The organism is Allobosea sp. 01N443 (assembly GCF_056399325.1).
Genome location: NZ_JBFTRC010000001.1, coordinates 24,288 through 50,003 on the forward strand (window position 1 = coordinate 24,288; position 25,716 = coordinate 50,003).

Sequence of the window (25,716 nt, forward strand, 5' to 3'; positions counted from 1 at the left end):
GCTCGGAAAGCCGGTCTTCGCTCATCGCCCGAACCATTGGCCGAGCGCGATCGCGCCCCCGGCTCTTCACATCGCAAATGCCCTGAAACCATTGATGATCTTCGACGTCCTGACCAGATGGTCAGTGGGCATGGCGGGGTTGTGATGGAAGGTGGCCGTCATGCGCCGACCCGTTCGGGTCGCGGAGCCGACATTCCATCGGCGGACTGTATGCGTCGGCCGAAGCGGTGTAGGAGCCGTGCCACCATCGACGCATTTCCGGCCGTCGCCGGGTTGAAGGGCACGACAGACGCATGCGGGAATTGCTGTCCGATTTTGTGAGCGGTCTGCGTTCGCTCTCTCCCCGGCGCTTCCCCTATCGCCGTTTTGGCCTCGCCCTTGCGCTCGGCGGCTTCGGCGGCTGGCTCTTCGTGCAGGCGAAGTTGCCACTGCCCTGGATGCTGGGTTCCATGGTGTTCTGCACGGTCGCCGCGCTGCTCAAGGCGCCGGTCTCCGCGCCCGGCGTCATTCGCCCCCCGATGAGCGCTGTGATTGGCGTGATGCTCGGTGCGGGCTTTCGCCCCGATCTCGTGGCGCAATTGCCGAACTGGCTGCCGACGCTGATTGGCCTCGTTCTGTTCATGACCGCCTGCGGCCTGTGCTGCGTCACCTATTTCCGCCGCGTCGCCGGCTTCGACCGGGTGACCGCCTTTTTCGCCGGCATGCCGGGCGGGTTGATGGAGATGGTTCTCCTCGGCGAGGAGAAGGGCGGCGATGCCCGGATCATCGCGCTGATCCACTCGGCGCGCGTTCTGCTTGTGGTGATGACCCTGCCGTTCATCGTTCAGTCGATCGAGGGTGTCTCGCTGTCGGCAACGCGCAATGCCGGCCCCTCGCTGGCGCAGACACCGCTTTTCGCCGAGCTCTGGCTTATCGGCTGTGGCGTCTTCGGGGTCATTCTCGGACATCTGCTGCGGCTGCCGGCCAAGCACCTGCTCGGCCCGATGGTGGTCAGTGCGCTGGTCCATTTCCTCGGCTGGAGCGATTCCGCCCCGCCCTTCCAGGTCGTCAACGCAGCCCAGCTCGTGCTCGGCGTCACGGTCGGCTGCCGCTTTGTCGGCACCTCGCCGAGCGTCATCCTGCGCGTCCTGCTGCTTTCGGTCGGCTCGACGGCGGTGCTGCTCGCCCTGACGATTGCCTTCGCCTGGGGCGTCTCGAAGGTTTCGATCTATGGTCACGTGCCGCTGATCCTGGCCTATTCACCGGGCGGGTTGGCTGAAATGAGCCTGATTGCGCTGGCGCTCCACACAGAAGTCGCCTTCGTCGCGGCCCATCACATCATTCGCGTCTTCCTGGTCATGGTCGGCGCCGGGCCGGTCTTCGGCCTGATCCTCGGCGACAAGCGCAAGACCGAGACCGCGCCGGCCGAGTAGCGCCCAAGGCATCGGCCGGGAAAGTGGATTGCGATTCCCGGGAAAGCCGACGCTAACGCAGACGATGAGGTCGTCGGGTCTGATACGATATCCGGCCCCGTGATCTAGCGGCGCGCGGCCTCGAGCCCGGCGGCCAGTGCGCTCGCCAGGGCAGCCCTCTGGATGGCCATGAACGCCGCTCCATCGATGCGCTGCGGGTTTCCCGCGCGCGCGCTTCGCACCCGTTCGGTCAGGGCCTGGGCAAAAGCCACCGGCTCGTCCGCGAGCGAGAAATTCGCCGGCAGGGCTGTAAAGCCGCGACAGGAGAGTGTCGTCGCCACGGCTGGCATGCCGAGCTGCATCGCCTCGATCGTCTTCAGCTGCACGCCGGTTCCGGCGCGGCTCGACAAGGCCAGCACATGGCAGGATTGGAGGAAGGTATTTGCGTCAGCGACGCGCCCGATCAGTCGCACCTGGGCCGGGACCGGTGGCATCTCCGCCGGAAGGCGTCCGGCGACGGCAACCGAGATATCGGTCGGAAGGAGCGGAGCGACCTCGCGCAAGAACCAGTCGAGACCGATGAAGTTCGGCTGCCAGGTCCAGGTTCCGATCATGCCGATGTCGAAGGCCGGTGCGACCGGCTCCGCCATGGCGGCCGGCTGCGGGCCACTGCCCGAGACGAGTGGCAGCACCGCCGCCTTCCCTGCGGCAGGGCCGAGTGCGCGTCGGTCCTCCTCGGCCAGCGTCCAGATATAGCTCACCTCGTTCCAGAGGCGCGTCTCGACGGCTTCCAGCAACCTGGCCTCGCGGGCATAGAGCCAACTCATCAGCCCGGTGCCGGCATGCGCTGCATTCTGCCGGGCGGAGACATGCTCGATATTATGTTCCACCAGCACGCAGGACCCGAGCGTGGTCAGCTCCGGAAAGGCGCCAGGCAGCATCACCGAGTTGAGAATCAGCGCGTCGAACGGGCCGCGCGCCCTTACTGCCTCGACCAGTTTGCCGGCGCCGGCGAGCCGCAGCTTGGCGCAGGCGACAGGCAGGCCGTGGCTGAGCGCATATCCGAGCCATTGCAGCTTGCGGCTGGCGGGCGCGACCGCATTCTCGATATCGACGGCGCCGATCACCATGGCCTGAGAGGGGTCGGCCGGCACTTCGCCCGGGCGCAGGAAACCGAAGGCGGTGACCTCGTGCCCTGCGGAGCGCAGCGCATCGAGGATTGCGGCATTGGCGATCTCGAAGCCGGTATTGGGCCTTGCAACCGGGATCAGCGAGGTGATGAAGGCAAGACGCAACGGGGCCGATCCTGACGATAGGGATGGCCGTGAGAGAGGCGTCAGATGTTCGGTCGGGTCAAGTTCGGCGACGAACTATCCTGAACATCAGGTGTGGGAGTGTGCGCGCCGGCGCAGGATCGCCGACACCGAACCTTAAGCGGAGATGTGGCATGCTGGGGCACCATGGCTGACCCCCTCCATCATTCCGCCGCCAATTTGGAAGGCGCCTCGCGACGCCCCGCCATTCCCGGCTTCGATGCACCCGAGACCTTCGAGATCGTCGCAGCTTCGCCAGAGGCGGCGCTGCAAGGCGTCGAAAGCGTGATTTGCGTGCCGACCTTCAAGCGGCCGGAGCTGCTGGAGCGCACTTTGCGCTCTCTGGCCGCGCAGCAGGGCGGGCATGATTTTGCGATCATCGTCGTCGAGAACGAAGGCGTCGAACGCGCCGGTGCGGAGCGGGCGAGTGCCCTTCACGCTGCGGGGCTGTTCAAGGGATATGTCATCGTCGAGCCGCGACAGGGCAACTGCAAGGCCTATAATGCCGCCTGGCGCTGCGGGCTGACCCGCCTTCCCGCGCTGAAGCAGGTCCTCGGCATCGATGACGACGAGGAGGCGCTGCCGCTGTGGCTCGACGCTTTTCTGCGTGCTGCGGCAACTGCGCCGGCCCAGCTCTTCGGCGGCTCGGTGACCCCGGTCTTCGAGGATCAATCGCGAGCCTGGCTGAGCGCACACCCGGTCTTTCGATCGCATTATGCTGTCTCGGGCGAAGTGCCGATCCTGTTCTCGAGCGCCAACTACCTGATCCGGCGCGAGGTGCTGGAGGCACTTGGCTTCCCCTTTCTCGACGAGAGCTTCGATTTCACCGGCGGCGGCGACAGTGACTTCTTCCGACGCAGCAAGGAAGCCGGCTTCCGTTTCTGGTGGGTCCAGGACGCCGCGATGCGCGAGACCATGCCGAGGCGCCGCACGGAATTCAGCTGGATCGCGGCCCGCAGCCTGCGCAACGGCGCGATCTCGGCCACGATCGAGCGTCGACTCGATCCATCGGCGCGGGGGCGGCTCAGGGTTCTGGCGAAGAGTCTAGCGCTGCTCGCAGCCTCACCCTTTCGCGGGCTCGCGCTCGGCTTGCGCACCGGCTCGGCGACGATCGGGCTCTATCACGCGCAGGTGGCGCTCGGTCGCCTGATGTCGGAGCTCGGCGTCAGCAACGAGCAGTACCGCAAGCCGGACAAGAACTAGGACGTGCGGCATGGCGAGCGGTGATGCAGCTCCGATCGGAGCGGAGCGCTTTTGCTGGGGCATTATCGGAACCGGCGTGATCGCGCGGCAGTTTGCGGCCGATCTCGCGTTGCTGCCGGACGCGCGGATCGGCGCGGTCCAGTCCCGTGCGTTGGAGAAGGCGCAAGCCTTTGCGGCCGAGTTCGGCGCTACCGTCGCCTATGGCGATGCCGAGACCCTTCTCGCCGATCCGGCCATCGATGCGCTCTACATCGCGACGCCGAACGCCTTGCATGTCGCACAGGGCCTCCGGGGTATTGCTGCCGGCAAGCCGGTCTTGATCGAAAAGCCGATCGCCCTCACCGCGGCCGATGTTCACAGCGTGATCGAGGCGAGCCGGGCGCATCGCGTCTTCGCGATGGAGGCGATGTGGACGCGCTTCCTGCCGGCCGTGGTGGCGGCGCGCGAGCAGGTGGCGGCGGGGCGGATCGGCAAGGTTCGGCGCATTCGGGCGGATCTCTCCTATGTCCGCGAGGACATCCCCGGCAGCCGCTTCTTCGACCCCGCGCTGGGCGGAGGCTCGGCATTCGACCTTGGAGTCTATCCGGTCTCGCTTGCCTTGCATTGGCTTGGCAGTCCCGAGCGCGTCACAGGTCGGTGGTTGGAGGCGCGCAGTGGCGTCGACCGGCGTTGCGAGATCGTCCTGCACTATCGGGAGGCGTTGGCGGAGCTCTCCTGCGGCTTTGATCGCAATGGAGGAAACCAGTTCGTGATCGAGGGGGCCGCAGGCGCGATCCGTCTGGATGCGCCCTTCCTCAAGGCGCAGCGGCTGACCCATTATACCACCGCGGCACTTGGGAGCTCGTGGCGAGGGCCACGGCTCCGGAATGGACCGGCCGGAAAGCTGCTCGACCGCCTGCCGATGCCGGGACGCACCCGAGAGATCTACAGCTTTGCCGGCAATGGACTGCAGTTCCAGGCCCGTGCCGTGATGGATGCCGTTCGGAGCGGCGAGACTGGCTGCGCAATCATGCCGCTCACCGAAAGCGCGGCCGTACTGAATATCATCGAGACGGTCCTGGCGCAGCCGCCAGTCAAAACCTTCTGATCAGAAACGGCTCTGCATCCGATAGGGCTGCGGCAGGTCGCGGGCATTGTTCAACGCCAGCGCAAGCTCGGTGATGTGGAGTGCGAGCGCGCCCGAGAAGACGGGCTTCTGCTTCGCCGCAATCGCGTTTGCCTGGTCGGCGATGCCGCGCGCGAAATCGATTTGCGAGGGGAAAGCCGGCAGCGCGGACCGGCCCGTGGCGGCGGGGTAGGCGAGTTTGCGGCCGGGCTCCGGCTTCCAGGTCAGGAAGCGGCCGAGCCGCGCCTCGACGCGGTTCGCCAGCAGACGGGGGAGGCTGCGCGTTGCATCCGTGCGCTCGAGATGGATTGCGGATCGGTTGTCCCAGAGGTCGCGGACCGTGATCGTTCCCTTGTCTCCGAGAATCTGCAGCGAGCGGTCCTTGGGTGCGGCCAGGCCACAACTCAACCGGGCGACGGGACCGGAGCGAAAGGTGAGGCAGCCGACCGAGAAATCTGGGGCCATGGTGATGGTCTCGGTGCCGGGCCCCTTGTCCGGGAATGTCACCGCGGAGAACGCGGTCAGGGCTTCGACCGCGCCGAAGAGCGACACGAGCCAGGACAGTGCGTAGCCCGCATGCTCCAGCGTGCAGCCGATCTCGAACTCATGCAGGCCAGGCCATGGTGCGCCGGAACGCGACCGCCAGGTCGCCCAATTGCCCCGGAAGACCGGGCCGTCCTCCATGGCGGCATAGATCAGCCGCGGCGTTCCGATGGCCCCCTGCGAGAGCGCATCTCTCACCAGCCGATGAGCATCGCTGAGGCCGTTCGCCGGTGCGGTGGCCAACGTCAATCCAGCGGCATCCGCAAGGGCGACGAGTTCGCTGGCCTGCTCGAGCTGCATGGCCAGCGGCTTTTCACAATAGACATGCTTGCCTGCGGCGAGCGCCTGCCTGGTGATCTCGTAATGGCTTTCGGGCGTCGTCAGGTTGACGATGATGTCGACCTGCGGCTCGGCGAGCACGGCCTCCAGGCTTTCATAAGGCCTCGCGCCGTGAAAGGCGCAGAACGCACGGAGGCGGTCCGGCGAGCGATCATAGACGCCGGCAAGCTGAAGCCCGGGATGGTTGGCCAGCGTGGTCATGTAGTAATCGGCCACGAATCCTGTGCCGATAAGCGCGATCTTCATCACGGTGTCCTGTCTGGCGATCGATGGCGACGGCGGCGCTCAGGCTTCGTTTCTGACGAAGCCGCGGATCTTGGCTGCGTTCCGGCCCAGCGCCGTACTTGCCTGCTGGAGTTCGCCCGCGCCGACCTCACCCTCGCGAACGACCAGCACGATGTCGTCGACCGCATCTGCAAAACGCTCCGTGAAAGCGTCGGAACCCAGCGAGGCACCATCGATGAAGACCGGCCCGAAGCGGCGGGCCGCGCCGAAGAAGTCGTGGCTGATCTGTTCGGCTGTGACGAGTTCCGGATGCCCTTTGCGCGGCACGAAGAACAGGCCGGTGCCCTCGTCCTGCAGCGCCGCACGGATCAGGCTGGCGCTGCCGGAGACGATCTCGTGCACACCTGCCTGCGCGTCCGGCGCGAAGACCGATGTCAGGCTGTTTCCGCCGAGGCCGGCATCGACCAGCATGGCCGGCAACCCCGCTTGCGCGGCATCGAGCGCGAGGTTGAGCGCCAGCGTCGAGGCGCCGGCATTGCGGCGCAATCCGACGACGAGAATCCGCCGACTGGGACTGCCCTGGCTGGCGAGTTCGGTTCGGATGCCGCGGATCGCCCGGGCGAAGGAGGCATTCGGCTTGTCGATGACGTCGACGAGATGAGCCTTGGCCTGAAAGACCGAGCGCACTTCGCCATCCCGCCGCCAGCGTCGATGCCTCACGGCAGGCAGTTTTGCCAGCAAGGCCAAGGGGGGAGCTGCGGGGGCTCGCACGACCTCCGGAGTACGGGCTGGTTGACCGCCTTGAATCGCCATGAAACGCCGCCATCCGGTCCTGGCGGGGGCCGCGACCGCATCAGGGGAAGGCGGCTCCGTGGCCGCAGCGACCACAGGGACGGGATCGGCAGGAGCGGGCGGGGGCGATGCCTGAGCGGCAACAGGCTCGTGGCGATTGCGGAATGGCCAGCGGCGCAGCCCGGCAGGCGGTGCAGGCAGGGAGCCGCCAAACAGCGCCAATCCGAGTGCGGCGATCGCGCCCAGACCGCCCCCGGCGATGCCTCCGAGCATGACGACGGTGCGCCTGCTGACGCCGCTCTTCTCGAGCGCCGGCATGGCCATGCTGATGACGCGCGCATTGGTCGTGTCGATACCGGACAGTTCCCCGGTCTCACGTGCCCGCCGCAGGAAGGCGTCATAGACGGCGCGCGAGGATTCGATCTCGCGTTCGAGCTCGCGCAACTGCACCGAAGCGCGGCCGGCGCTGTATTGCTGCCTGGTCAGCTCCTCGACGCGCCGCGCGATCTGCCTCTCGGCATCGACGGCGCGGTCGTATTCGATCTTGGCGGCGCGCGCGATCCGGGCAAGTTCCTCGTTGATCTGCCGGCGCGCATCGCGCACCTGAGCCTGCGCCGCGGCGAGCGCGGGGTGACGCGAGCCGAGCGAGGCCAGCAGATCGGCTTCCTTGCTGAGCGCCGCGCCCAACTGGGACCGGAGTGCAGTCATGGTGTTCGAGGCGACCGCCTCGGGTATGGCGCCGGCCTCGATGCTCGAGGCGCGCGTCGCAAGCGTCTGGTCGTATTTCGCCTTGGCTTCGCTGACCCTGGTGCGCAAGGCGACGAGCTGGGCATTGTTCAGCGCAAGCTGTTCTTCGCCGATCGACTTGCCGCCTGCACCGACGAGGCTGTTGGCTTCCTTGTATTTCTCTGCCTTCTCCTCGGCGATGCGCAGGCGGTTGCGCAATTCCTCCAGGCGCCCGGTCAGCGCGCCGGTGGCGCGTTGCGCAGCCTCGGCACGGACGGAAGCCTGGTCGTCGAGATAGGCGGTGGCAAGCGCATTGGCGATCCGCGCTGCCTTATCGGGATCGCGCGAGGTCACCGAGATGTCGATGACGAAGGTCCGCTCGCCACGCCGGACCGTGACGTTCTTGTCGAGGGCCGCGAGCGCATAGAGCAATCCATCGCGGGAAGAGGTGCTGTTGCTGCCAGAGAGGAGTCGACCCAGCCCGCTCTTGGCGGCCTCGCCCCCGAATTCCGGATCCTTGTCGAGGCCCTCGCTCTTGACGACGCGCGCCTTGATGCTGTCCGAGGCGATGATGCGCGCCTGGCTTTCGAGATAGGCCGTAAGCGAGGTCGGGTCGCTGCCGACCGCATTGGGCGAGACTTCGTTCTGCAGCACGCGCAGATCGCGCGGATCGATGAAAAGCTGGGCGGTCGAGACGTATTTCGGCGGAATGAACAGGCTTGCCAGGGCGGCAAGGAGGGCGCCCGCCAGCGCTGCCGCGATGATCAGTCCCTTTCGGCTCCACAGCGTCTGAAAGAGCCAGGCCGGGTTGGTCAGGCGCGCCAATGCTGACGGCACAGCTCCGCCGGCCGCCGGCTCCGTGCGGCTGCCGGCCTGTTCGGTTCTGCTGAGCTCGCCATCGGCGGTCTCGGTCGTGAACATGACGCTACGCTTCACTCAAACCTGCCCGGCCCGGGATGATGATGGTCGTCACCCCGGCGGACATCGAACTCACCAACACCGCTCAGCTCGTCCCCAGCCGATAACGGTCAAGTACCTTCATCATCGGCTTCGGCCTGTAGTCCTCATCGAGGGGGAGTGGCCGGGCCTTGGCAGAATCCTTACGCGCGAAGGTCTCTCCGATCCATGAATAGCGGTCGCTGAGGCCCCAGGTGACGATCGCCTTGGGCTGGCGCGCGGGGACCACCGCATTCAGGAAGGTCGAAACGAGGTTTGCCGCGGTGCTGTCGCGCTCCCGCTCTACAGCCSGCAGCTTCCAATCGATCACGTCGAGTTCGGTAATCTCGACATCGACGCCGAGCGTGCCGAGATCCTGCATGAAATGCTGCAAGCCGGGCGTATCGATGGCGCGTTCGCCGTACAGATGGGCCTGCATACCGAGCCCATGGACCGGGATGCCCTTGTCGCGCAGGTCCCGGATGATCGAGAGAGCCGCGGCGCGGCGCCTCACGATGCGCGGATCGGTATCCTCGAAATCATAGTCGTTGATCACCAGCCGCGCCTCTGGATCGATCTGGGCCGCGGTCCGGAAAGCGATCTCGATATGTTCGGGGCCGAGCAGGCGCTGCCAGATCGTGTCGCGATAGGGCTCCTCGAGGGTCGGATCGTGAGCGATCACCTCATTGACCACATCCCAGGTCGGTATGACGCCCTTGTAGCGGTCCACGACGGTCTCGATATGGCTGATTAGCTCGCGCTCGGCTTCCGCCTTCGTGCTCATCTCCTTGGCCCAGGGCGGCAAGGCCATGCCCCAGAGCAAGGCGTGGCCGCGCAGGGCCTGCTTGTTGCCGCGTGCGAAGGCGATCAGCTCGTCGGCTCCGGAGAAGTCGAACCGGGAGCGGTCATGCCGGAGCGCTTCCCATTTGAGGTCGTTCATCGGGACGATGACGTTGCAATAGGTCTTCAAAGCCTCGCGATAGCGCGGGTCGGCGCGGAAGGGCTCGATCTGCGCGGCCGAGCCGAATGGAATGGCGGGTCGGCCGACCTGCGCGAGACCGGCGCTCGGCCACGCCAGGGCGAGGCTGGCAGTTCCGGCCAGGGCGTCGCGCCTGGTGATGCGGCTCATGTTCCGTTCCGATTCAGGCAGCTGCGCGGGGCAGCGCTTCCCGGGCTTCGTTTAGGGTCGCTCAATGCCTTTGCGTTAAGCGAGGTTCGGGCTCAATTTTGGCGTGAGCAGGGCCCGAGCCAGCTCTCGCCGCCGCCGCAATGGACTCCATGTCGCCAGATCGTGCCACCATATCCGCCTACCTTACGATCCTGAGCGGCTCAGCCGGTCGTCTCATTATCTCTCTTGTATATTTCCTCATCGTTGCGAATACGTTGACCCTTGGTGAGTTTGGCCTGTTCGCGACGGCCTCCTCGACAGGACTCATTCTCTCGCGGTTGCTGGCTTTCGGCTTCGTCTCGCCGGTCTATCGCGTCGCCACGGTCAAGCCGCGTCTCCTCGGCGCCTATCTCGCCGGCTTCGGCGGGCTTGCCGTCCTGTCGCTGCCGCTGATCGCTGCAGTTGCCGCCCTGGCCTATGTCGCCTTGTTTAGGGAGCGGCTGGATCTTCTTCCCTTCGCCCTGATCATCGTCGCCGAGGTGCTCGGCTGGCGCCTCGTCGAGGTCGTCGCCATCATCAATAACGGCCTGAGGCGTTTCAGGCAGTCCGCCCTGCTCGTCATCATCGGCTCCTCGCTGCGCACGCTTGCTGCGGTTGCCTTCTATGGTCTGGGCCATGCGAGCCTGGAAACCTGGGTCTGGGCCTATCTCGGCACTACGATCCTGTCCGCGGTGATCGCGCTGACGCTGTTTCTGCCGCCGCTGCGCCTGCGTTTCGTTAGGGCGCTCTATCCCCGCCGCATGGCCGATGCCGTATTCGCGGGCGCGGCCGACATCGTGTTCTACGTCCAATCCGAACTCGACAAGCTGCTGATGCTGGCGCTCGCGGGAGAACGCACCGCGGGGCTCTATGCCATCGCCATGCGCGTCATCGATCTTACCGCGATGCCGGTGCGCAGCTTCAACCAGATGCTGGTCCAGAAGATCATGAAGGATCGCGGCCTCGGCGGCGGCTGGCGACGCAAGATGCTGGTCGAACTCGCGATCGCGTTGGTCTCGATCGGCGGACTGGTCGCCATCGTCATTCTGCTGATGCCGTTTCCCGGCGCGCTCGGCCGCAACGTCTCCGAGGCCGCCTATCTCTTCCTGCCGATGTTCGCGGTGCCTGCCTTCCGCAACCTCGTCGAGTATCACGCCGAGTTGCTCTATGCGCGGGAGCGCACCGGCTCGCGTATCGCGCTGCTCTGCGCCATCACCGCGCTCAAGGCGGCACTGATCGCCTGGGTGATGATTCGCTTCGGCCAGGAAGAGGCCTGGGCCCCCTGGTTCAACGCCGTCTTCGGCGCAGTCTATCTGCTCTCCGTCACGGTCACCTATCGGTTGCTTGGCCGGGCCCGCTGAACCGGGACTATTGTGCTTCGAACAGCGCCTTCAGGCGCTCGACGGGCTGCCCGATGAAGGATTGCACGCCGACCGCGACCTGTCCCGGTTCCAGGATGTCCTCGAAGCTGCGCAACGTCGCCAGCTCGCCGACATCTTCGGGAAACCAGTAAACCTTGCAGAGCTCGTGCTCGTCCGGCCAGTGGCCGGCGGCTTCGAGCCCGAGCACGCGTTCGACGAAATAGCCGTAGATCATGTATTCCGAGAATTGCCGGTGCGTGGCGATCGCTTCGACCCAGCTGCGCCCGGCTATCTCCTCGATGCGCGTCATCATCGCCAGCACGGCGTCCCGTCGCCAGCTGACGAGATTGTTGATGTAGTCGGGACTGGGAAATGCTGGTTCCGGCAGTCCGAGCAGGCGGGCCGCCATCATGCACCAGTCGGTATGCTGGGCCATGGCGCCGGTGATGCCGTCGGGCTTGCGGTAGAGGCGGACCGTCCCGTCCCGGCCGAGGCGCGTGACGTCGAAGGGCCGCAGGAACATCATGTCGGAATCGGCGAAGATCACCACGTCCTCGTGGCTCTTCATCGGAAAGGCGAACTTGCGCAGCTGTTGTGCGTGCCAGCCGCGCAGCGGCGGCAGACCGCGCCGCAGGGCACCGAGGCCCGTCCAGACCCGGCGACGTCCGAGGCTCAGGAGATCGGGCCGGGGTTTCAGCCAGGAGGGCAGAAGCTCCGCCTCCGCGATCACCCGCCGGTGCGGACCTTCCAGCTGCTTGAACAGCGCGACGTCCCGATCCTCGACCAGAAGGTAATGGGCCGTGTGGCCGGTGACGAAACGGTCGATGCTGGCGCAGAGCAGCCGGCAGCGTTCGAAGTCCCCGGCATAGCTCGGCGTCGCAATGGCGTAGCTGAGGCTCATTGCGTCGGACCGCGGGGCTGGAACCTGATGCGCAGCATCCGCAGCAGGAACGCGGGGTTGCCGAGCACATAGCGCCGCCACAGCCGGCGGGGCTCCAGCAGGAGGCGGTAGAGCCATTCCAGCCGCAGACGCCGCAGGACGTCTGGCGCGCGCTCGACCTCGCCTGCCAGAAAATCGAACAGCGCACCGATACCGGCAGCGATCGTCGCGTGCTGGAGCGTGATCTTCTCTGCAATCCAGCGTTCCTGAAGCGGATTTCCGAAGGCCACGAGCAGGAGATCGGGCGGGCTTTCGGCCAGCTGCGCCAGAAGCCCGGCCTCTTCGCTCTGAGCAAAATAGCCGTGGCTCAGCACGGTGAAGCCGTGCCGTGGGTAATCCTGAGTCAGGCGCGCCGCAGCGCGCTCGGCCACACCTGGCTGTCCGCCCAGCAACGTCACGCGGAGCGAACGGTTCTGCGCGGCGAGCAGGGCCGGAATGAAGTCGGTGCCATTGAGATTTGCGGGGAAGGACGCGCCATAGAGAAGCCGGGAGCCGATATCGACGCCGATTCCGTCCGCAAGCACCAGGAAGTCCTTGAGCTGCGCCTGCAGCCTTGCGTCCACGGCGGCCAGGTTGACGAGGTTCGCATTGCAGAAGGCGAGCTTCACGTGGCGGTGACGGGCAAGTGCCGTGTCGAGCACCGCGAGCGCCTGCGCGCGATCGAGCACAGCCACACCAATGCCGCCGATATCGCGGCGGGCATGGTCGGGATGGTCGGCTGGCTGCGTGTGCGATGACATGTCGAAGAATGAAATGGCAGTCACGATCTCGTTCATTTCGAGGCGTTTTCGGTTCCTGTCTTGGCCGCTCACGGCGGTGGATCACGCCAAGCCCGATGGACGGTGAACAGCCCTTGACCCTGACTACCATCAGACCGGCTGCCGAGGAGTTGCGGAACGGGATTGGCGCTGTCTCATAACGGGACGCCGTCATGTCGGTCGTTGCAGCCGGATTCCCTGACCCCTTCGTGTCGCGGCCGAACTCCGCTCTCGGCGTCTCATTCCGGCGCGTGACCGGGCGGCATGGCGCTTGCCGCTCGCAGCCGTGAGAGCAGTTGGAAGGGAGCGTCCTGTTCCGTTCCGGAGCGCTCGCCGCCGGCCGTCAGGCCGTTGTGGCTCCGGAGAGCCTGCCGCGATGATGAGCGTCAACGATCTGAACTATGCGGCGGCGGCTGCCGACGAACGCGCCAATGCCTGGCGGCACTGGATCGGTCTCGTCACGGCGCTGACAGACGCGGTCGTGGTGCTGACGATCGTGTCCCTCGCCTCCGTGGTCTACCACCTCCTGGCCTACGGCCATTTCGGCGATGTCAGGATCACGCGCGAGCTGGCGATGATGATCGCGGCGATCTTCGTCTTCACCAATGTGATGCGCGGTCGCTACCAGCTCAGCCATTATCTCTCTGCGAAGGGGCAGATGGCCTCGGCCTTTACGGTCTGGAACATTACGATGGTGGCCTTCATCGCCGTCGCGTTCCTCGCCAAGATCGTCGATCATTATTCACGCGCCGTCGTGCTCGTGACCTATCTGGCCGGCATTCCGCTGATCACTCTGGCGCGTGCCGGCATTGCCCGCATCATTTCAGTGGCCAGCAAGACCGGCCGCATCACCACGGAGCGGGTGTTCCTGATCGGCCGTGAACCCGACGTGATGTCCTTCGTCTCGCGCCATCAACCCTGGAACATGGGCTTCGCCATCGTCGACGTCGCTTTCCTGCACAGCAACGACGCGCGCCGCATCAATGATCCGATGGCCGCGCTCAAGGCCGATCTGGTCACCGCTGCAGGGCGCTGCCGGCAGATGCGGCCGGACGCGGTCTTCATCGCCTTGCCCTGGTCGGATCAGGAGACGATCGATGCCTGCATCGATGCCTTCATGAACCTGCCGGTCGCGATCCACCTCGCGCCCGAGCGGATCATGGATCGGTTCGACAGTCCCCATATCGTGCGCATCGGCTCGTTCGCCAGCCTGCGGCTGACGCGCCCGGCGCTGTCCACCGCTGCGATCGTCGCGAAGCGCGGCTTTGACATCGTCGCCGCTTCGACCATCCTGCTTCTGGCGTTGCCGGTTCTGCTGATCATTGCGGGGTTGATCAAGCTCGACACGCGCGGACCGGTGTTCTTCCTGCAGCGACGCTACGGCTTCAACCAGCAGCCCTTCCGGATCTTCAAGTTCCGCACGATGACGGCGACCGATGACGGCGACGTCATTCGTCAGGCGACGCGTAACGACCCGCGCATCACGCGCATCGGCCGCTTGCTGCGCCGCTTCAATCTCGATGAGCTGCCGCAACTCATGAATGTCATCGCCGGTCAGATGTCGCTGGTTGGGCCGCGCCCGCATGCGCTCGCCCATGATCACGCGTTCCAACGCAAGATCGCCCTCTATGCCCGGCGTCACAATGTGAAGCCGGGCATCACCGGCTGGGCTCAGGTCAACGGCCTGCGCGGTGAGACCGACACGGACGAGAAAATGGCCAAGCGGGTCGCATTCGATCACTGGTACATCGACAATTGGTCGTTCTGGCTTGATCTCGGCATTCTCCTGCGCACTGTGTTCAGCGCGCGGGCCTATCTCAACGCCCAATAGTCGACGCGCTGATCTGCCCCGATTTGCGCAGACCGGCATGGCACCGAGCGCGCTGGCCTAGCGGAAATCAGGCCGCTACCGTGCAGTCCGACTTCTCAGCCGGGGGCTTGCCATGAACCAAATCGATTTAGACGGTCGCGTCGCCATTGTGACCGGTGGAGCGCAGGGGATTGGCCGTGCGGTTGCCGAGCGCTTCGCGGCGAGTGGCGCCAAGGTCGAGATCTGGGACCTCGATGGCGCGCTCGCAGCAAAGGCGGCGGGCGAGATCGGCAAGGGGGCGACCGGGATCGCCATCGATGTCACCGATGCCGCCGCCGTGAAGCGGGCGGCCGACGCGCTCGAGGCTCGCCTCGGCAGCGTCGATATCCTCGTGACCAGCGCCGGCATCGCGGGCCCCAACCTGAAGACCTGGGAATACCCGCTCGACGAATGGGCGAAGATCATGCGCCTGAATGTCGATGGCACGCTGCATTGCTGCCAGGCGGTGATACCCGGAATGCTGAAGCGCAATTACGGCCGGCTGGTGCTGGTCGCGTCGATCGCCGGCAAGGAAGGCAACCCCAACGCCTCGGCCTATTCCGCCTCGAAGGCGGCGGTGATCGCCTTGACCAAATCGCTCGGCAAGGAACTCGCCGACAAGGATATCGCGGTCAACTGCATCACGCCCGCAGCGGCGCGGACCCGCATCTTCGACCAGATGAGCGAAGAGCATATCGGCTACATGCTGGCCAAGATCCCGCGCGGCCGTTTCCTGCAGCCTGACGAGGTCGCCTCGATGGTCGGTTTCCTGGCTTCCGCCGAGAACAGCTTCACCACAGGCGCGGTGTTCGATCTGTCGGGTGGGCGCGCGACTTACTGATCCCGATCCGCGCCGCGCGGTTCTGCGGGGCGCGGTTTGCCTTTTCGGTCAGAGGCGCTGGCCGACATCGATCCGGTTGCCGTYCGGATCGGCGAAGACGAAGGACCGCAGCCCGTATTCCTGGTCCCGCAGCCCCTTGATGATACGCAGCCCTTCGCGCTGGCAAATCGCGTGCAGGGCCTCGGCATCGCCGACCATCAGATGGGCGACGTTGAATGGCGCGGCGAGATGCGTCTTCTGCAGGGTGAGATGCAGTTCGGCTTCATCGCGCTTCAGGATCATGAAGCCGACGGGGACACCGTTCTCGAAGGTTTTTCGGAAGCCGAGCACCCGTGTGTAGAAGTCGTGGGCCTTGTCCATGTCGCGTACTGGCAACATGGCGGCAATCCGTCCGAAGCGGATTCCGTGGTCGATTGGGTCGGTCATGGCAACGTCTCGCGATGGGGAGCCGCTTCACCCGGTACCGGCGGTGCGGCGCGGACGAGTGCTTTCCAGGGGGTGAAGAGAGACGGTGCTCCGGCTGGATGATTAGCAGGCGGATGGGCTGTCGCGCCAGTCATGGAAATTCGACCTGGGGACGCCTCTGGCTGCTTCCCCCGCAGGGCCGATGCGCTATGGTTTCGCCATGACCGCCTCACTTCCCTCCGCCGCCGTCCTTGGTGCCCGTGCCTTTGCCGCACTCGATGGACTGAACCGCTTCACCGACGAGCCGGGCAAGATCACCCGTCTCTACCTCTCCCCTTCGCATCGGCAGGCTGCCGAGTGGACGAAGGGCGCGATGGAAGTGGCGGGGCTCGACGCCTTCATCGATGCCGCCGGATCGGTCCAGGGCCGTCGCGAGGGCGCAAAGCCTGGTCTTCCCGCCGTGCTGATCGGCTCGCATATCGATACGGTGAAGGATGGCGGCCGGTTTGACGGCAATCTCGGCGTCGTCGCCGGTATCCTTGCAGCGCAGGCGCTTCGCGATGCCGGCATCGTCCTGCCCTTCGCACTGGAGGTGGTCGGTTTCGGGGACGAGGAGACGGTGCGTTTTCCGACCTCCCTTTCGACCTCGTCGGCTTTGATCGGGCACTATGATACGGCTTGGCTCGACTCCCGGGATGCGGATGGCGTGGTGCTGCGTGATGCGCTCGTCGCCTTCGGCGGGGACCCATCGGGAATTGCTGCGCTGAAGCGCAAGCCCGGCTCCGTAAAGGCTTATCTCGAAGTCCATATCGAGCAGGGTCCGGTGCTGGAGAGCGAGAACGAAGCCGTCGGCATCGTCACGGCCATCAACGCCCAGAAGCGGGCCCGGGTCCGCGTCACCGGCGAGGCCGGCCATGCCGGGACGGTTCCGATGAAGCTGCGCAAGGATGCACTTGCGGCTGCCGCGGAGATGGCGCTGGCGCTCGAGGATATTGCGGCTGCGCATGAGCAGGCGGTCGGCACGGTAGGGGTGTTCAGGCCTGATCCGGGCGCCACCAATGTCGTGCCCGGCGCGGTCGACTTCACCGTCGATTTCCGCTCGCCGCGCAACGAGACGCTGGCGAGCATGGACAAGGCCATTGCCGAGCGCTTCGCCGCGATCGCGGCTCGGCGCGGTGTCGGGTTGGAGATCACGCCCTATTCGCAGGAAGATGCGACGCCGATGGCGGAGCGGCTGCAGGAGGCCTTTGCGACGGGCATCGCCCGTACGGGCTCGAACCTCAGTGCTCGCCGTCTCCCGTCCGGCGCGGGCCATGACGCCATGGCGATGGCACGGCTCTGTCCCTCAGCCATGCTCTTCGTCCGCTGCGAGAGGGGCATCAGCCATTCCCCGCTGGAGAACATGACCGAACTCGACGCCGGCATCGCGATCCGGGTGCTGCTCGAGACCGTCCTGGAGCTGGCGCGGCAGGAGGGGTAACCCCTCGTCCTGCTCGGCTGTACGCGCCGAGCAGCTATTTTCGTGCAAAAACCGCGTGACGGCTGGCCTTACTCGAGCGTCCCGACCACCGCCTCGACCGCCTCGACGATCGCGCCCGAGCGCACCAGCGCCGTCGCCTGATTCATCTCGGCAGCGTACCAGCGGTCGCCGTCGAGCGCGGGCGGGATCGTCTCGCGCAACGCGTCGAGCGCCGCCTGCGTGCCCCGGCCGAGCGGATGGCCCTTGGCGGTCTCCGCGATCAGGGTCAGCGCCTGGCAGGCCATCAGGATTTCCATGGCAATGATCATCTCGACATTTTCGACCACGGTGCGGGCCTTTCGGCCGCACCAGGTCGAATTCGAGACATGGTCCTCGGCATTCGACTTGCCGGGGATCGAATCGACGGATCCCGGCGACGACAGCGTCCGGTTCTCCATCACCAGCGCCGACATCGAGCACTGCACCGTGGCGAAGCCGGTATTCAGGCCGCGCTTGCCGGCGAGCAGGTTGCGCGGCAGGCCGTAGCTGAGCGTCGGGTCGATCAGCCGGGCGAGGCGACGCTCGCAGATCGAGCCGAGATCGGTCATGGCCATGGCGAGTAGGTCCATCGCCTGCGCGACGTATTGGCCGTGGAAATGACCGCCGGAGATCACGGTGTAGCTGCCGCTTTCCTCGAAGATCAGCGGGTTGTCCGTGGCCGAGTTGGTCTCGGTGCCGATGACGCGCAGCACGTAGTCGAGCGCCTCGCGTGCCGGACCATGCACCTGCGGGCCGCAGCGCAGCGAATAGACATCCTGTACGCGTGGTGATGGCGGCTTGCCGGGGGTGCGGCCGATCTCGTCGGGGTAGATCGTCTCGCGGGCCGAAGCCGAGCAGCGCTTCGAGCCCTGCGTCAGTTTCAGGATATTGCGGGCCACCAGCCCCTGGCCCGGATGGGGACGCGCGGCGTGGACGCGCGGATCGAAGGCTGCAAGCTCGCCCCGCATCGCCTCCAGCGAAAGCGCGAGCCCGATATCGGCCGCCTTGACCAGGCGTTTGGCATCCTCGCTCGCCAGGACGCCGAGCGCGAGCGAAACCGTCGAGCCGTTGATCAGGGCAGAGGCATCCTTGGCGCCGAGCGGGAAATCCGGTGTGAGGCCAGCCTTCGCCAGCGCATCGCGCGCCGGCATGCGCTTGCCCTTGTAGATCGCTTCGGCTTCGGCGAAGCCACAGACAGCCGCCGACATATGGGCGAGCGGGGCGAGATCGCCGGAGGCGCCGACCGAGCCCTTCTGCGGGATCACCGGGTGCACGCCGGCATTGAGGCAGGCGAGCAGGCGCTCGACGAGCTCGACCTGGGGGCCGGAATAATTCGAGGCGAAGGCATTGGCGCGCAACAGCATGGTGGCGCGCGTCACGTCTTCAGCGAATGGCTCTCCGATGCCGGTCGCGTGCGCGTAGACGCTCTTGCGCTGATATTCGGTCATCTCCGACATCAGCACGCGCTGGTCCTTGAACAGGCCGACACCCGTGTTGAAGGAATACATGAACGGCGCATCGTCGGTCATGAAATGCGCATCGATATGGGCGCGTGTCGCCGCAATGCGCTCGCGTGCCGCCTTGGCGAGGCCGGCCTTCTCGTAGCGACCGGAAGGGCCCGGCCTTGCGACCTTGAGAACCTGCTTGCCCTTGAGCGTGCGCCCGTCGATCGAAACCGCCATGCTCGTCCCTTCCGCGTGGTCCGTTCTGTTTCCTCTGGTCTAGAGCATGGCATCCGAAAGGGGAAACCGGCTTTCCGGCGGTTTTTGCGCCCTAACTCCTTGATCCAAGACGGATTCAGGTTTCAAACCAAGCAGCTTTGCTGTTTCGTGAATAATCGGCCGGTCCTTGTGGCGTGGCTGCAGCAATGAAAAAGGCCGTGCACTGATGGGCGAGGTCAAGATTTGGAATTGGTGGCTTAGCCCCCGGCAGCGCATTGTGCGCCGAACGCCTCATCTTGAGCGCTCCTGACAACGGATTCGCCTGCCAATGCCTCGCATGATCGACTATTTCTTCACGCTGTCCTCGCCCTGGGCCTATCTCGGCCATGCGGCTTTCCTCGAGACCGCCAAGCGCCATGGCGCGACGGTGACCTACCGGCCGATGCCGGTGCGGGCGGTTTTCGACGAGACGGGCGGACTGCCGCTGCCGAAGCGCCACCCCTCGCGCCAGCGCTATCGTCTCGTTGAGCTGCAGCGCTGGCGCGAACGGCGTGGCCTGCCGCTGGTGTTGCAGCCGAAGCATGTGCCGTTCGATCCTTCCCTGGCGGATCGCTTCGTCACCGCCGTGGTGGCGGCTGGCCATGATCCCGATGCGTTCCTGCGCCGCGCCTTCCACACCATCTGGTCGGACGAGCGGGACATGGGCGATCGCTCGGTGATCGCCGGGCTGGCCACCGCGGAGGGGCTTCCGGCCGAGGCCCTGCTGACGGCCGCCGAGAGCGCGGCGAGTTCTGAGCGCTATGAAGCCAATCGCGTTGACGCGATCGCCGCCGGTGTCTTCGGGGCGCCCTCCTATGTGCTCGATGGCGAGGTCTTCTGGGGCCAGGACCGTATCGAACTCCTCGACTCCGCTCTGGCGAGCGGGCGGGCTGCCTATCTCCCGCAAGCCTGATCAGGCTCTCGCAGGCCTGATCTGACGCGACGCCTCGGGTGCCCTGCGACCGAGGCGCTGGCATGCCGTGCCCCAGGCGATATGGTTCAGGAACGCCTCCTAGGCGTGCTCAAGAATTCAATCGATTAAGGGAGAGCCGAGCGCGATGACACAGGATCATTCGACACCGAACTGGCCGCAATTGGCTGATCTCAGGGGCAAGAGAGTACTGATCACCGGTGCCAGCACCGGCATTGGCGCGGCGGCTGCGCGGGCCTTCGGTGCCAATGGCGCTCGCGTCGGCGTTCACTACAATGCCAGCCGTGACAAGGCGGAAGCGGTGGCCCGCGAGATCGAGGCGGCCGGTGGCAAGGCTGTGCTGATTGGCGGCGACGTCACGGAGAGCGGCGAGATTCCGCGCATCATGGCCGAGGCGCTTTCGGGCCTCGGCGGACTCGATGTGCTGATCAACAATGCCGGCGGGTTGGTGAAGCGCGTGCCGGTCACCGATTATGACGATGGCATCATCGACGACATCATCGATCTCAACATCCGCCAGGTCGCGCATTTCATGCGCGAGGCGGCCAGGACCCTGATCGCGCAGGGCACGGGCGGCAGCATCGTCAATGTCAGCTCGGTCGCGGCGCGCATTGGTGGCGGCCCAGGTTCCGTGCTCTACGCCGCCTCAAAGGGGTTCATCTCGACGGCGACCCGCGGCTGGGCTCGCGAACTGGTCAAGCACGGGATCCGGGTCAACGCCGTTTCGCCCGGGGTGATCATGACACCGTTCCACGAGCGCTACTCGACCCCCGAGCAACTCGCCGCGATGCAGGCCGGCATCCCGATGGACCGGCTCGGCAAGGCGGATGAATGCGTCGGCGCGTTCCTCTATCTCGCCTCCGAGACACTCGGCAGCTTCGTCACCGGCCAGATTCTCGAGGTCAATGGCGGCCAGTACATGCCGTAACCGTCGTTCCGTAACGGCCCCCGCGACACCGCGCACCATTTCGCGTTAGGCTCCTCTCTCGTAGGAGAGGCCCGTCGCAGGAGGCCACCGATGGACTACGAACACTTCTTCCGCACGGAGCTCGACGCGCTTCGCAAGGAGGGACGCTACCGGGTCTTCGCCGATCTGGAGCGCATCGTCGGGCGCTTTCCGCGTGCGCGCTACTACGGCGCGGACGGGCCCCGCGAGATCACGGTCTGGTGTTCCAACGACTATCTCGGCATGGGCCAGCATCCCGACGTGCTGGCCGCGATGCAGGAGGCTCTTGCCGGTTGCGGCGCTGGTGCCGGCGGCACCCGCAATATCAGCGGCACCAACCACTACCATGTGCTGCTTGAGCGGGAACTGGCCGACCTGCACGGCAAGGAGGCAGCGCTTCTCTTCAACTCCGGTTACATGTCGAACTGGGCCTCGCTCTCGACACTGGCCTCCCGGCTCCCGGGCTGCGTCGTCCTGACCGATGCGCTGAACCATGCCTCGATGATCGAGGGCATCCGGCATTCGCGCGCGGAGAAGCTGATCTTCGCCCATAATGATCCCGACGATCTGCGCCGCAAGCTGCAGAGCATCGATCCGGCCCGGCCCAAGCTGATCGCCTTCGAGTCGGTTTATTCGATGGACGGCGATATCGCCCCGGTCGCCGCCTTCTGCGACATTGCCGACGAGTTCGGTGCCATGACCTATATCGACGAGGTCCACGCTGTTGGCCTCTACGGGCCGCGTGGCGGCGGCATCAGCGAGCGCGACGGCCTCAGCGATCGCCTGACCCTGATCGAGGGCACGCTGGCCAAATCCTTCGGCGTGATGGGCGGCTATATCGCTGGCTCGGCCGCGCTCTGCGACTATGTCCGCAGCTTTGCCTCGGGCTTCATCTTCTCGAGCTCCCTGCCGCCGAACCTTGCGGCGGGGGCGCTCGCCGCGATCCGTCATCTCAAGACGAGCTCAGTCGAGCGCGAGCGCCAGGCCGACAGGGTCATGGCGTTGAGGAGCCGGCTCGACGCGGTCGGCATCGCGCATCTCGCCAATCCCAGTCATATCGTCCCGGTGATGGTCGGCGACGCGGGGCTGTGCAAGGCGATCAGCGACGAGCTGCTGGCGCGCTTCGACATCTATGTCCAGCCCATCAACTATCCGACGGTGCCGCGCGGCACCGAGCGGCTGCGCATCACGCCGTCGCCGCTGCACAGCGATGCGGATATCGATCAGCTCGTGGTGGCGCTGACCGAGATCTGGAGCAGGGTGGGACTGAAGCGCGCGGCATAGCCGCGCCGACCWCTCCCGAACGGGAGCTCCGGAACCCATTCCGGAATGCCCTGGGTCCCGGCTCTGCGCTTCGCTGAGGGGCGGCCCTCAGACAGCCGCCAATGCACGCTCGAAATCGGCGATCAGGTCGTCGGGATGTTCGAGCCCGACCGAGAAGCGCACCAGCCCGTCGGTGACGCCCATGCTGGCGCGAATCTCCGGCGTGAAGCGCTGATGGGTCGTCGTGGCGGGGTGYACGATCAGGCTCTTGGCGTCGCCGAGATTGTTGGAGATGCGGATCAGCTTGAGCGCATTGAGCAGGCGGTAGACGGCCTCCTTGCCCCCATTGACCTCGAAGGCGATCAGGGTCGAGGGACCGCTCATCTGGCGCGCAATGATCTCGGCTTGCGGGTGATTGGGGTCGCCCGGAAAGATCACTTTCGGCAGCTTGGGCTGCTTGGCCAGCCAGGCGGCAAGGATCGCGGCGCTCTGCGCCTGCCGGTTGACGCGCAGCGGCAGCGTCTCCAGGGCCTTCAGCATCACCCAGGCGTTGAAGGGCGACATCGCCGGCCCGGTCTGGCGCAGAAAGGTCTGGATCTCGCTCTGGATCAATTCCTCCGAGGCGAGGACCAGTCCGCCGAGGCAGCGGCCTTGCCCGTCGATATGTTTCGTTGCCGAGTAGACGACGCAGTCGGCACCGAGTTCGAGCGGACGTTGGAAGAGCGGGGTCGCGAAGACATTGTCGACCACGAGCTTGGCGCCGACCTCCTTCGCCAGCGCGGCGACGGCCGCGATGTCGATGACCTCGAGTGTCGGGTTCGCGGGGCTTTCCAGGAAGAAGACCTTGGTGTTGGGCTGCACGGCCTTCCGCCAGGCCTCGATATCCGGGCCGTTCACCAGCGTCGATTCCACGCCGTAGCGAGGCAGATGATCCTCGACGACATAGCGACAGGAGCCGAACAGGGCCTGCGCCGCGACGACGTGGTCGCCAGCACGCACCAGGCTCATCACTGCTGCCGTCACGGCGGCCATGCCGGTCGCCGTAGCGCGGCAGGCTTCTGCACCCTCGAAGGCGGCCATGCGCTGTTCCAGCATGGTCACGGTCGGGTTCGAGAAACGGGCATATTGGAAGCCCGGATCCTTGTTCAGGAAGCGCGCCTCGCATTGCTCGGCGCTGTCATAGACATGGCCCTGCGTCAGGAAGAGCGCTTCCGACGTCTCGCCGAACTGCGAGCGCAGGGTGCCGGCATGAACCAGCCGCGTTTCGGGATGCAGCGCCTTTGCGCCAGCGTCTGGACCTGACATGAACTGAACTCCGGCCGTTCGTTATAACGGACAAGGGGAATAACAGCTCAGCCATCGTTCGTAAAGACGGACAAAAATTCTCCGGAAGGAACGCCCGAGATCTGCGCCTTAGCGTGACAGTTTCGGCGGGCGCCCGAGCGGGGTGAGGAAGCCGGTGAGGTCGGTCGTGACGTGGTGGACATGGCCGGCTTCAATCGCGGCCTGCTCCCAGGCTTCGCGGAATGGGTCCGGCGTCTGCGGCAGGATCAGCACGGTCTTCATGCCGAGCGCGTTGGGGACCAGCAGGTTCCTCTCGATGTCCTCGAACATGGCGGCGCGGCTGGGATCGACCGCATGTTTCGCCAGGAAATGCTCATAGGTCGCGCGCTCGGGCTTGGGCAGGAAGCCAGCCTCGACGATGTCGAAGATGTCCTCGAAATGGTGGAGGATACCGAGCTTGCCCGCGACATTCTCGGCATGTCCGCGCGAGCCGTTGGTGAGGATGAGCTTGCGCCCCGGCAGGGCGGCGATGGCGTCGCCAAGCGCGGGGTTGGGATCGAGCAGGGAGAGGTCGATMTGGTGCGCGAAATCGAGGAAATCGTCGGGATCGACGCCGTGTTCCTCCATCAATCCCTTCAGGGTCGTGCCGTAGCGCTGGTAATAGTATTTCTGCAGCGCCCGCGACGACAGCCCGTCGAGCCCGAACAGTTCGCCGAGGAACAGCGTGATGCGCTCATCGACCTGCGGCCAGACTTTGGCCTCGTGCGAATAGAGCGTGTTGTCGAGATCGAAAACCCAGTGCTCGACATGCGCAAAGGCTTCCGCATTTGGCAGGAGCGGCGTAGCGGCGGATATGATCGGTTTCTGATTCATGGGCTATGTCATGTGGCGACGTCAGCGTAGCATGCAAGTCTTCCGCAAAGGTTTACCGACGTGCGACGAAACCGGCCGATCGGCGGTCAGGCTGCTGACCCACGATCAAAGCAATGATCAGGCCGTTCTCTCAAGCGCCGCATGTGGCGTGAACGGGTCGCGCCTGAGACTCATGCGGCCCGTCTCCCTACCTTTCGTCCCGAAACGACCTGGCGCTTCGCGCCGGGACACGCGCGATATCCTCTCGCCGTCGTGATGTGGTGCGGACGAGTGCAAGACCGACCATGGCCAGCGAGAGGCCGAGGCCGAGCGCGATGGTGATCGAGTAATCCATGATCGCTCCTCCCGAGACGCCCCCCGGGAGGATGATGAACCTGTCGTTGCCGGCACGCATCACCGGCAAAGGTGGATCACCTTCTGATGATGGTGCCCGAGCCGGTATCGGTGAAAAGCTCGATCAGCGCCGCGTGCGGGATCTTTCCGTCAAGGATGACGACCGCCTCGACGCCCTTTTCGAGCGCGTAGATGCAGGTCTCGATCTTCGGGATCATGCCGCCGGAGATGGTGCCGTCCGCGATCAGGCGGCGGCATTGCTCCACCGTGAGCTCCGGAATCAGGTTCTTGTCCTTGTCGAGCACGCCGGGCACATCGGTCAGCAGCAGCAGGCGCTTGGCGTTGAGTGCACCGGCGATCGCGCCCGCAAAGGTATCGGCATTGACGTTGTAGGTCTGGCCGTCGGCGGCGGCACAGACCGGTGCCAGCACGGGGATCAGCTCCGCCTTCAGCACGGCCTCCAGCACGCTGATGTTCACCGCTTCAGGCTCGCCGACAAAGCCAAGATCGAGCACCTGCTCGATCTTGGAATCGGGATCGACGACGGTGCGGGTCACCTTGCGGGCGGTCACCATATTGCCGTCCTTGCCGCAGAGTCCGATCGCCTTGCCACCCTCGCGCGAGATGTAGCCGACGATCTCCTTGTTGACCGAGCCGGCCAGAACCATCTCGACGACATCGACGGTTGCGCGGTCGGTGACCCGCAGGCCCTGCTTGAACTCCGACTTGATGCCGAGCTTGTCGAGCATGCGGGCGATCTGCGGGCCGCCGCCATGGCAGACGACCGGCTTCAGGCCGGACTGCTCGAGCAGGACGATATCCTCGGCAAAATCCTCGGCGGTCGCGGCATCGCCCATGGCGTTGCCGCCATATTTGATCACGATGATTTCCTGATCGTAGCGCTGCATATGCGGCAGCGCCTGAACCAGCAGTTCTGCCGATTGCGACGGCGTCAGGTGGACGGCGGGATTGATCATCGGCAGGCTCCGCGGGACGCGAGGATCGCGCGCCGGG

22 protein-coding genes are annotated in these 25,716 nt (G+C 65.6%); 10 read left to right on the forward strand and 12 right to left on the reverse strand.

The features are described 5' to 3' along the window. The first annotated feature begins 293 nt into the window (after positions 1-293). A complete protein-coding gene (locus tag AC1DRP_RS00135) occupies positions 294-1,412 on the forward strand; it encodes an AbrB family transcriptional regulator (protein WP_441491921.1) in 1,119 nt (372 codons plus the stop codon). A 104-nt stretch (positions 1,413-1,516) separates the two neighbouring features. Here AC1DRP_RS00135 and AC1DRP_RS00140 read toward each other — a convergent pair whose 3' ends face one another. Next, positions 1,517-2,686, reverse strand: coding sequence for a glycosyltransferase (locus AC1DRP_RS00140; protein ID WP_476767481.1), 1,170 nt, complete (start codon positions 2,684-2,686; stop codon positions 1,517-1,519). Positions 2,687-2,851: 165 nt separating this feature from the next. Here AC1DRP_RS00140 and AC1DRP_RS00145 point away from each other — a divergent pair, with 165 nt between their 5' ends. Together AC1DRP_RS00145 and AC1DRP_RS00150 are read left to right on the forward strand one after the other, a co-directional pair. Further along, complete coding sequence (locus AC1DRP_RS00145; protein WP_476767482.1) at positions 2,852-3,907, forward strand: glycosyltransferase family 2 protein; 1,056 nt, start codon at positions 2,852-2,854, stop codon at positions 3,905-3,907. Between the two features lie 10 nt (positions 3,908-3,917). Beyond that, positions 3,918-4,994 (forward strand): Gfo/Idh/MocA family protein, encoded by a 1,077-nt coding sequence (locus AC1DRP_RS00150; protein WP_441505016.1) that lies wholly within the window; start codon positions 3,918-3,920, stop codon positions 4,992-4,994. On the opposite strand, the gene AC1DRP_RS00155 is transcribed toward AC1DRP_RS00150, so the two are convergent. The 3 genes from AC1DRP_RS00155 to AC1DRP_RS00165 all read right to left on the reverse strand — a co-directional run bounded on the left by AC1DRP_RS00155 (position 4,995) and on the right by AC1DRP_RS00165 (position 9,702). Then, the gene (locus AC1DRP_RS00155) at positions 4,995-6,140 is read right to left on the reverse strand and encodes a Gfo/Idh/MocA family protein (RefSeq protein WP_441505015.1); all 1,146 of its coding nucleotides are present in this window, start codon (positions 6,138-6,140) and stop codon (positions 4,995-4,997) included. Positions 6,141-6,179: 39 nt separating this feature from the next. Next, positions 6,180-8,573, reverse strand: a complete 2,394-nt coding sequence (locus tag AC1DRP_RS00160) for a Wzz/FepE/Etk N-terminal domain-containing protein (RefSeq protein ID WP_476767483.1) — start codon at positions 8,571-8,573, stop codon at positions 6,180-6,182. 67 nt (positions 8,574-8,640) lie between these two features. Next, a complete protein-coding gene (locus AC1DRP_RS00165) occupies positions 8,641-9,702 on the reverse strand; it encodes an endo-1,4-beta-xylanase (RefSeq protein ID WP_476767484.1) in 1,062 nt (353 codons plus the stop codon). 254 nt (positions 9,703-9,956) lie between these two features. Here AC1DRP_RS00165 and AC1DRP_RS00170 point away from each other — a divergent pair, with 254 nt between their 5' ends. Then, positions 9,957-11,081, forward strand: coding sequence for a lipopolysaccharide biosynthesis protein (locus AC1DRP_RS00170; RefSeq protein WP_441505012.1), 1,125 nt, complete (start codon positions 9,957-9,959; stop codon positions 11,079-11,081). 7 nt (positions 11,082-11,088) lie between these two features. Here the strand turns inward: AC1DRP_RS00170 and AC1DRP_RS00175 are convergent, their stop codons facing one another. Together AC1DRP_RS00175 and AC1DRP_RS00180 are read right to left on the reverse strand one after the other, a co-directional pair. Continuing rightward, on the reverse strand, positions 11,089-11,982 hold the full coding sequence (locus AC1DRP_RS00175) for a DUF6492 family protein (RefSeq protein ID WP_441505011.1): 894 nt from the start codon (positions 11,980-11,982) through the stop codon (positions 11,089-11,091). Next, complete coding sequence (locus AC1DRP_RS00180; RefSeq protein WP_476767485.1) at positions 11,979-12,785, reverse strand: WecB/TagA/CpsF family glycosyltransferase; 807 nt, start codon at positions 12,783-12,785, stop codon at positions 11,979-11,981. The genes AC1DRP_RS00175 and AC1DRP_RS00180 overlap by 4 nt, the downstream gene beginning before the upstream one ends. A 370-nt stretch (positions 12,786-13,155) precedes the next feature. Between AC1DRP_RS00180 and AC1DRP_RS00185 the strand changes: the two genes are divergently transcribed. Both AC1DRP_RS00185 and AC1DRP_RS00190 read left to right on the forward strand, forming a co-directional pair. Continuing rightward, positions 13,156-14,610: an undecaprenyl-phosphate glucose phosphotransferase gene (locus AC1DRP_RS00185; protein ID WP_441505009.1), complete on the forward strand. Its 1,455-nt coding sequence runs from the start codon at positions 13,156-13,158 to the stop codon at positions 14,608-14,610. A gap of 112 nt (positions 14,611-14,722) precedes the next feature. Beyond that, the gene (locus tag AC1DRP_RS00190) at positions 14,723-15,469 is read left to right on the forward strand and encodes an SDR family NAD(P)-dependent oxidoreductase (RefSeq protein ID WP_069878438.1); all 747 of its coding nucleotides are present in this window, start codon (positions 14,723-14,725) and stop codon (positions 15,467-15,469) included. A gap of 48 nt (positions 15,470-15,517) precedes the next feature. On the opposite strand, the gene AC1DRP_RS00195 is transcribed toward AC1DRP_RS00190, so the two are convergent. Continuing rightward, the gene (locus AC1DRP_RS00195) at positions 15,518-15,895 is read right to left on the reverse strand and encodes a glyoxalase superfamily protein (protein ID WP_476767486.1); all 378 of its coding nucleotides are present in this window, start codon (positions 15,893-15,895) and stop codon (positions 15,518-15,520) included. A gap of 199 nt (positions 15,896-16,094) precedes the next feature. On the opposite strand from AC1DRP_RS00195, the gene AC1DRP_RS00200 reads away from it, so the two are divergent. Beyond that, on the forward strand, positions 16,095-17,354 hold the full coding sequence (locus tag AC1DRP_RS00200; RefSeq protein ID WP_441505007.1) for an allantoate amidohydrolase: 1,260 nt from the start codon (positions 16,095-16,097) through the stop codon (positions 17,352-17,354). A 68-nt stretch (positions 17,355-17,422) separates the two neighbouring features. Here AC1DRP_RS00200 and AC1DRP_RS00205 read toward each other — a convergent pair whose 3' ends face one another. Next, the gene (locus tag AC1DRP_RS00205) at positions 17,423-19,054 is read right to left on the reverse strand and encodes an HAL/PAL/TAL family ammonia-lyase (protein WP_476767487.1); all 1,632 of its coding nucleotides are present in this window, start codon (positions 19,052-19,054) and stop codon (positions 17,423-17,425) included. Positions 19,055-19,361: 307 nt separating this feature from the next. Between AC1DRP_RS00205 and AC1DRP_RS00210 the strand changes: the two genes are divergently transcribed. From AC1DRP_RS00210 to hemA, 3 genes are all read left to right on the forward strand, one after another. Continuing rightward, positions 19,362-19,985 carry a 2-hydroxychromene-2-carboxylate isomerase gene (locus tag AC1DRP_RS00210; protein WP_113516824.1) on the forward strand — a complete coding sequence of 208 codons (624 nt, stop codon included), beginning with the start codon at positions 19,362-19,364 and terminating at the stop codon, positions 19,983-19,985. Positions 19,986-20,130: 145 nt separating this feature from the next. Then, entirely contained in the window at positions 20,131-20,931 is an 801-nt protein-coding gene (locus AC1DRP_RS00215; protein ID WP_476767488.1) for an SDR family NAD(P)-dependent oxidoreductase, read from the forward strand. A 90-nt stretch (positions 20,932-21,021) separates the two neighbouring features. Then, complete coding sequence (gene hemA / locus AC1DRP_RS00220) at positions 21,022-22,233, forward strand: 5-aminolevulinate synthase (protein ID WP_476767489.1); 1,212 nt, start codon at positions 21,022-21,024, stop codon at positions 22,231-22,233. An 87-nt stretch (positions 22,234-22,320) separates the two neighbouring features. Here the strand turns inward: hemA and AC1DRP_RS00225 are convergent, their stop codons facing one another. The 4 genes from AC1DRP_RS00225 to argB form a co-directional block, all read right to left on the reverse strand. Then, the gene (locus tag AC1DRP_RS00225; protein WP_476767490.1) at positions 22,321-23,517 is read right to left on the reverse strand and encodes an O-succinylhomoserine sulfhydrylase; all 1,197 of its coding nucleotides are present in this window, start codon (positions 23,515-23,517) and stop codon (positions 22,321-22,323) included. 108 nt (positions 23,518-23,625) lie between these two features. Then, positions 23,626-24,369 carry a pyrimidine 5'-nucleotidase gene (locus AC1DRP_RS00230; protein WP_476767491.1) on the reverse strand — a complete coding sequence of 248 codons (744 nt, stop codon included), beginning with the start codon at positions 24,367-24,369 and terminating at the stop codon, positions 23,626-23,628. Positions 24,370-24,556: 187 nt separating this feature from the next. Next, a complete protein-coding gene (locus AC1DRP_RS00235) occupies positions 24,557-24,772 on the reverse strand; it encodes a hypothetical protein (RefSeq protein WP_476767492.1) in 216 nt (71 codons plus the stop codon). 7 nt (positions 24,773-24,779) lie between these two features. After that, positions 24,780-25,679, reverse strand: coding sequence for an acetylglutamate kinase (gene argB, locus AC1DRP_RS00240; RefSeq protein ID WP_043234901.1), 900 nt, complete (start codon positions 25,677-25,679; stop codon positions 24,780-24,782). Between the last annotated feature and the right edge of the window lie 37 nt (positions 25,680-25,716).

Bases quoted from the DNA above. Each gene is read 5' to 3' on its own strand.
- AC1DRP_RS00145 (WP_476767482.1), top strand. From the start codon at position 2,852: ATGGCTGACCCCCTCCATCATTCCGCCGCCAATTTGGAAGGCGCCTCG.
- argB (WP_043234901.1), bottom strand. From the start codon at position 25,679: ATGATCAATCCCGCCGTCCACCTGACGCCGTCGCAATCGGCAGAACTG.
- hemA (WP_476767489.1), top strand. From the start codon at position 21,022: ATGGACTACGAACACTTCTTCCGCACGGAGCTCGACGCGCTTCGCAAG.
- AC1DRP_RS00210 (WP_113516824.1), top strand. From the start codon at position 19,362: ATGCCTCGCATGATCGACTATTTCTTCACGCTGTCCTCGCCCTGGGCC.
- AC1DRP_RS00155 (WP_441505015.1), bottom strand. From the start codon at position 6,140: ATGAAGATCGCGCTTATCGGCACAGGATTCGTGGCCGATTACTACATG.
- AC1DRP_RS00215 (WP_476767488.1), top strand. From the start codon at position 20,131: ATGACACAGGATCATTCGACACCGAACTGGCCGCAATTGGCTGATCTC.
- AC1DRP_RS00185 (WP_441505009.1), top strand. From the start codon at position 13,156: ATGATGAGCGTCAACGATCTGAACTATGCGGCGGCGGCTGCCGACGAA.
- AC1DRP_RS00200 (WP_441505007.1), top strand. From the start codon at position 16,095: ATGACCGCCTCACTTCCCTCCGCCGCCGTCCTTGGTGCCCGTGCCTTT.
- AC1DRP_RS00150 (WP_441505016.1), top strand. From the start codon at position 3,918: ATGGCGAGCGGTGATGCAGCTCCGATCGGAGCGGAGCGCTTTTGCTGG.
- AC1DRP_RS00135 (WP_441491921.1), top strand. From the start codon at position 294: ATGCGGGAATTGCTGTCCGATTTTGTGAGCGGTCTGCGTTCGCTCTCT.
- AC1DRP_RS00190 (WP_069878438.1), top strand. From the start codon at position 14,723: ATGAACCAAATCGATTTAGACGGTCGCGTCGCCATTGTGACCGGTGGA.
- AC1DRP_RS00205 (WP_476767487.1), bottom strand. From the start codon at position 19,054: ATGGCGGTTTCGATCGACGGGCGCACGCTCAAGGGCAAGCAGGTTCTC.
- AC1DRP_RS00175 (WP_441505011.1), bottom strand. From the start codon at position 11,982: ATGAGCCTCAGCTACGCCATTGCGACGCCGAGCTATGCCGGGGACTTC.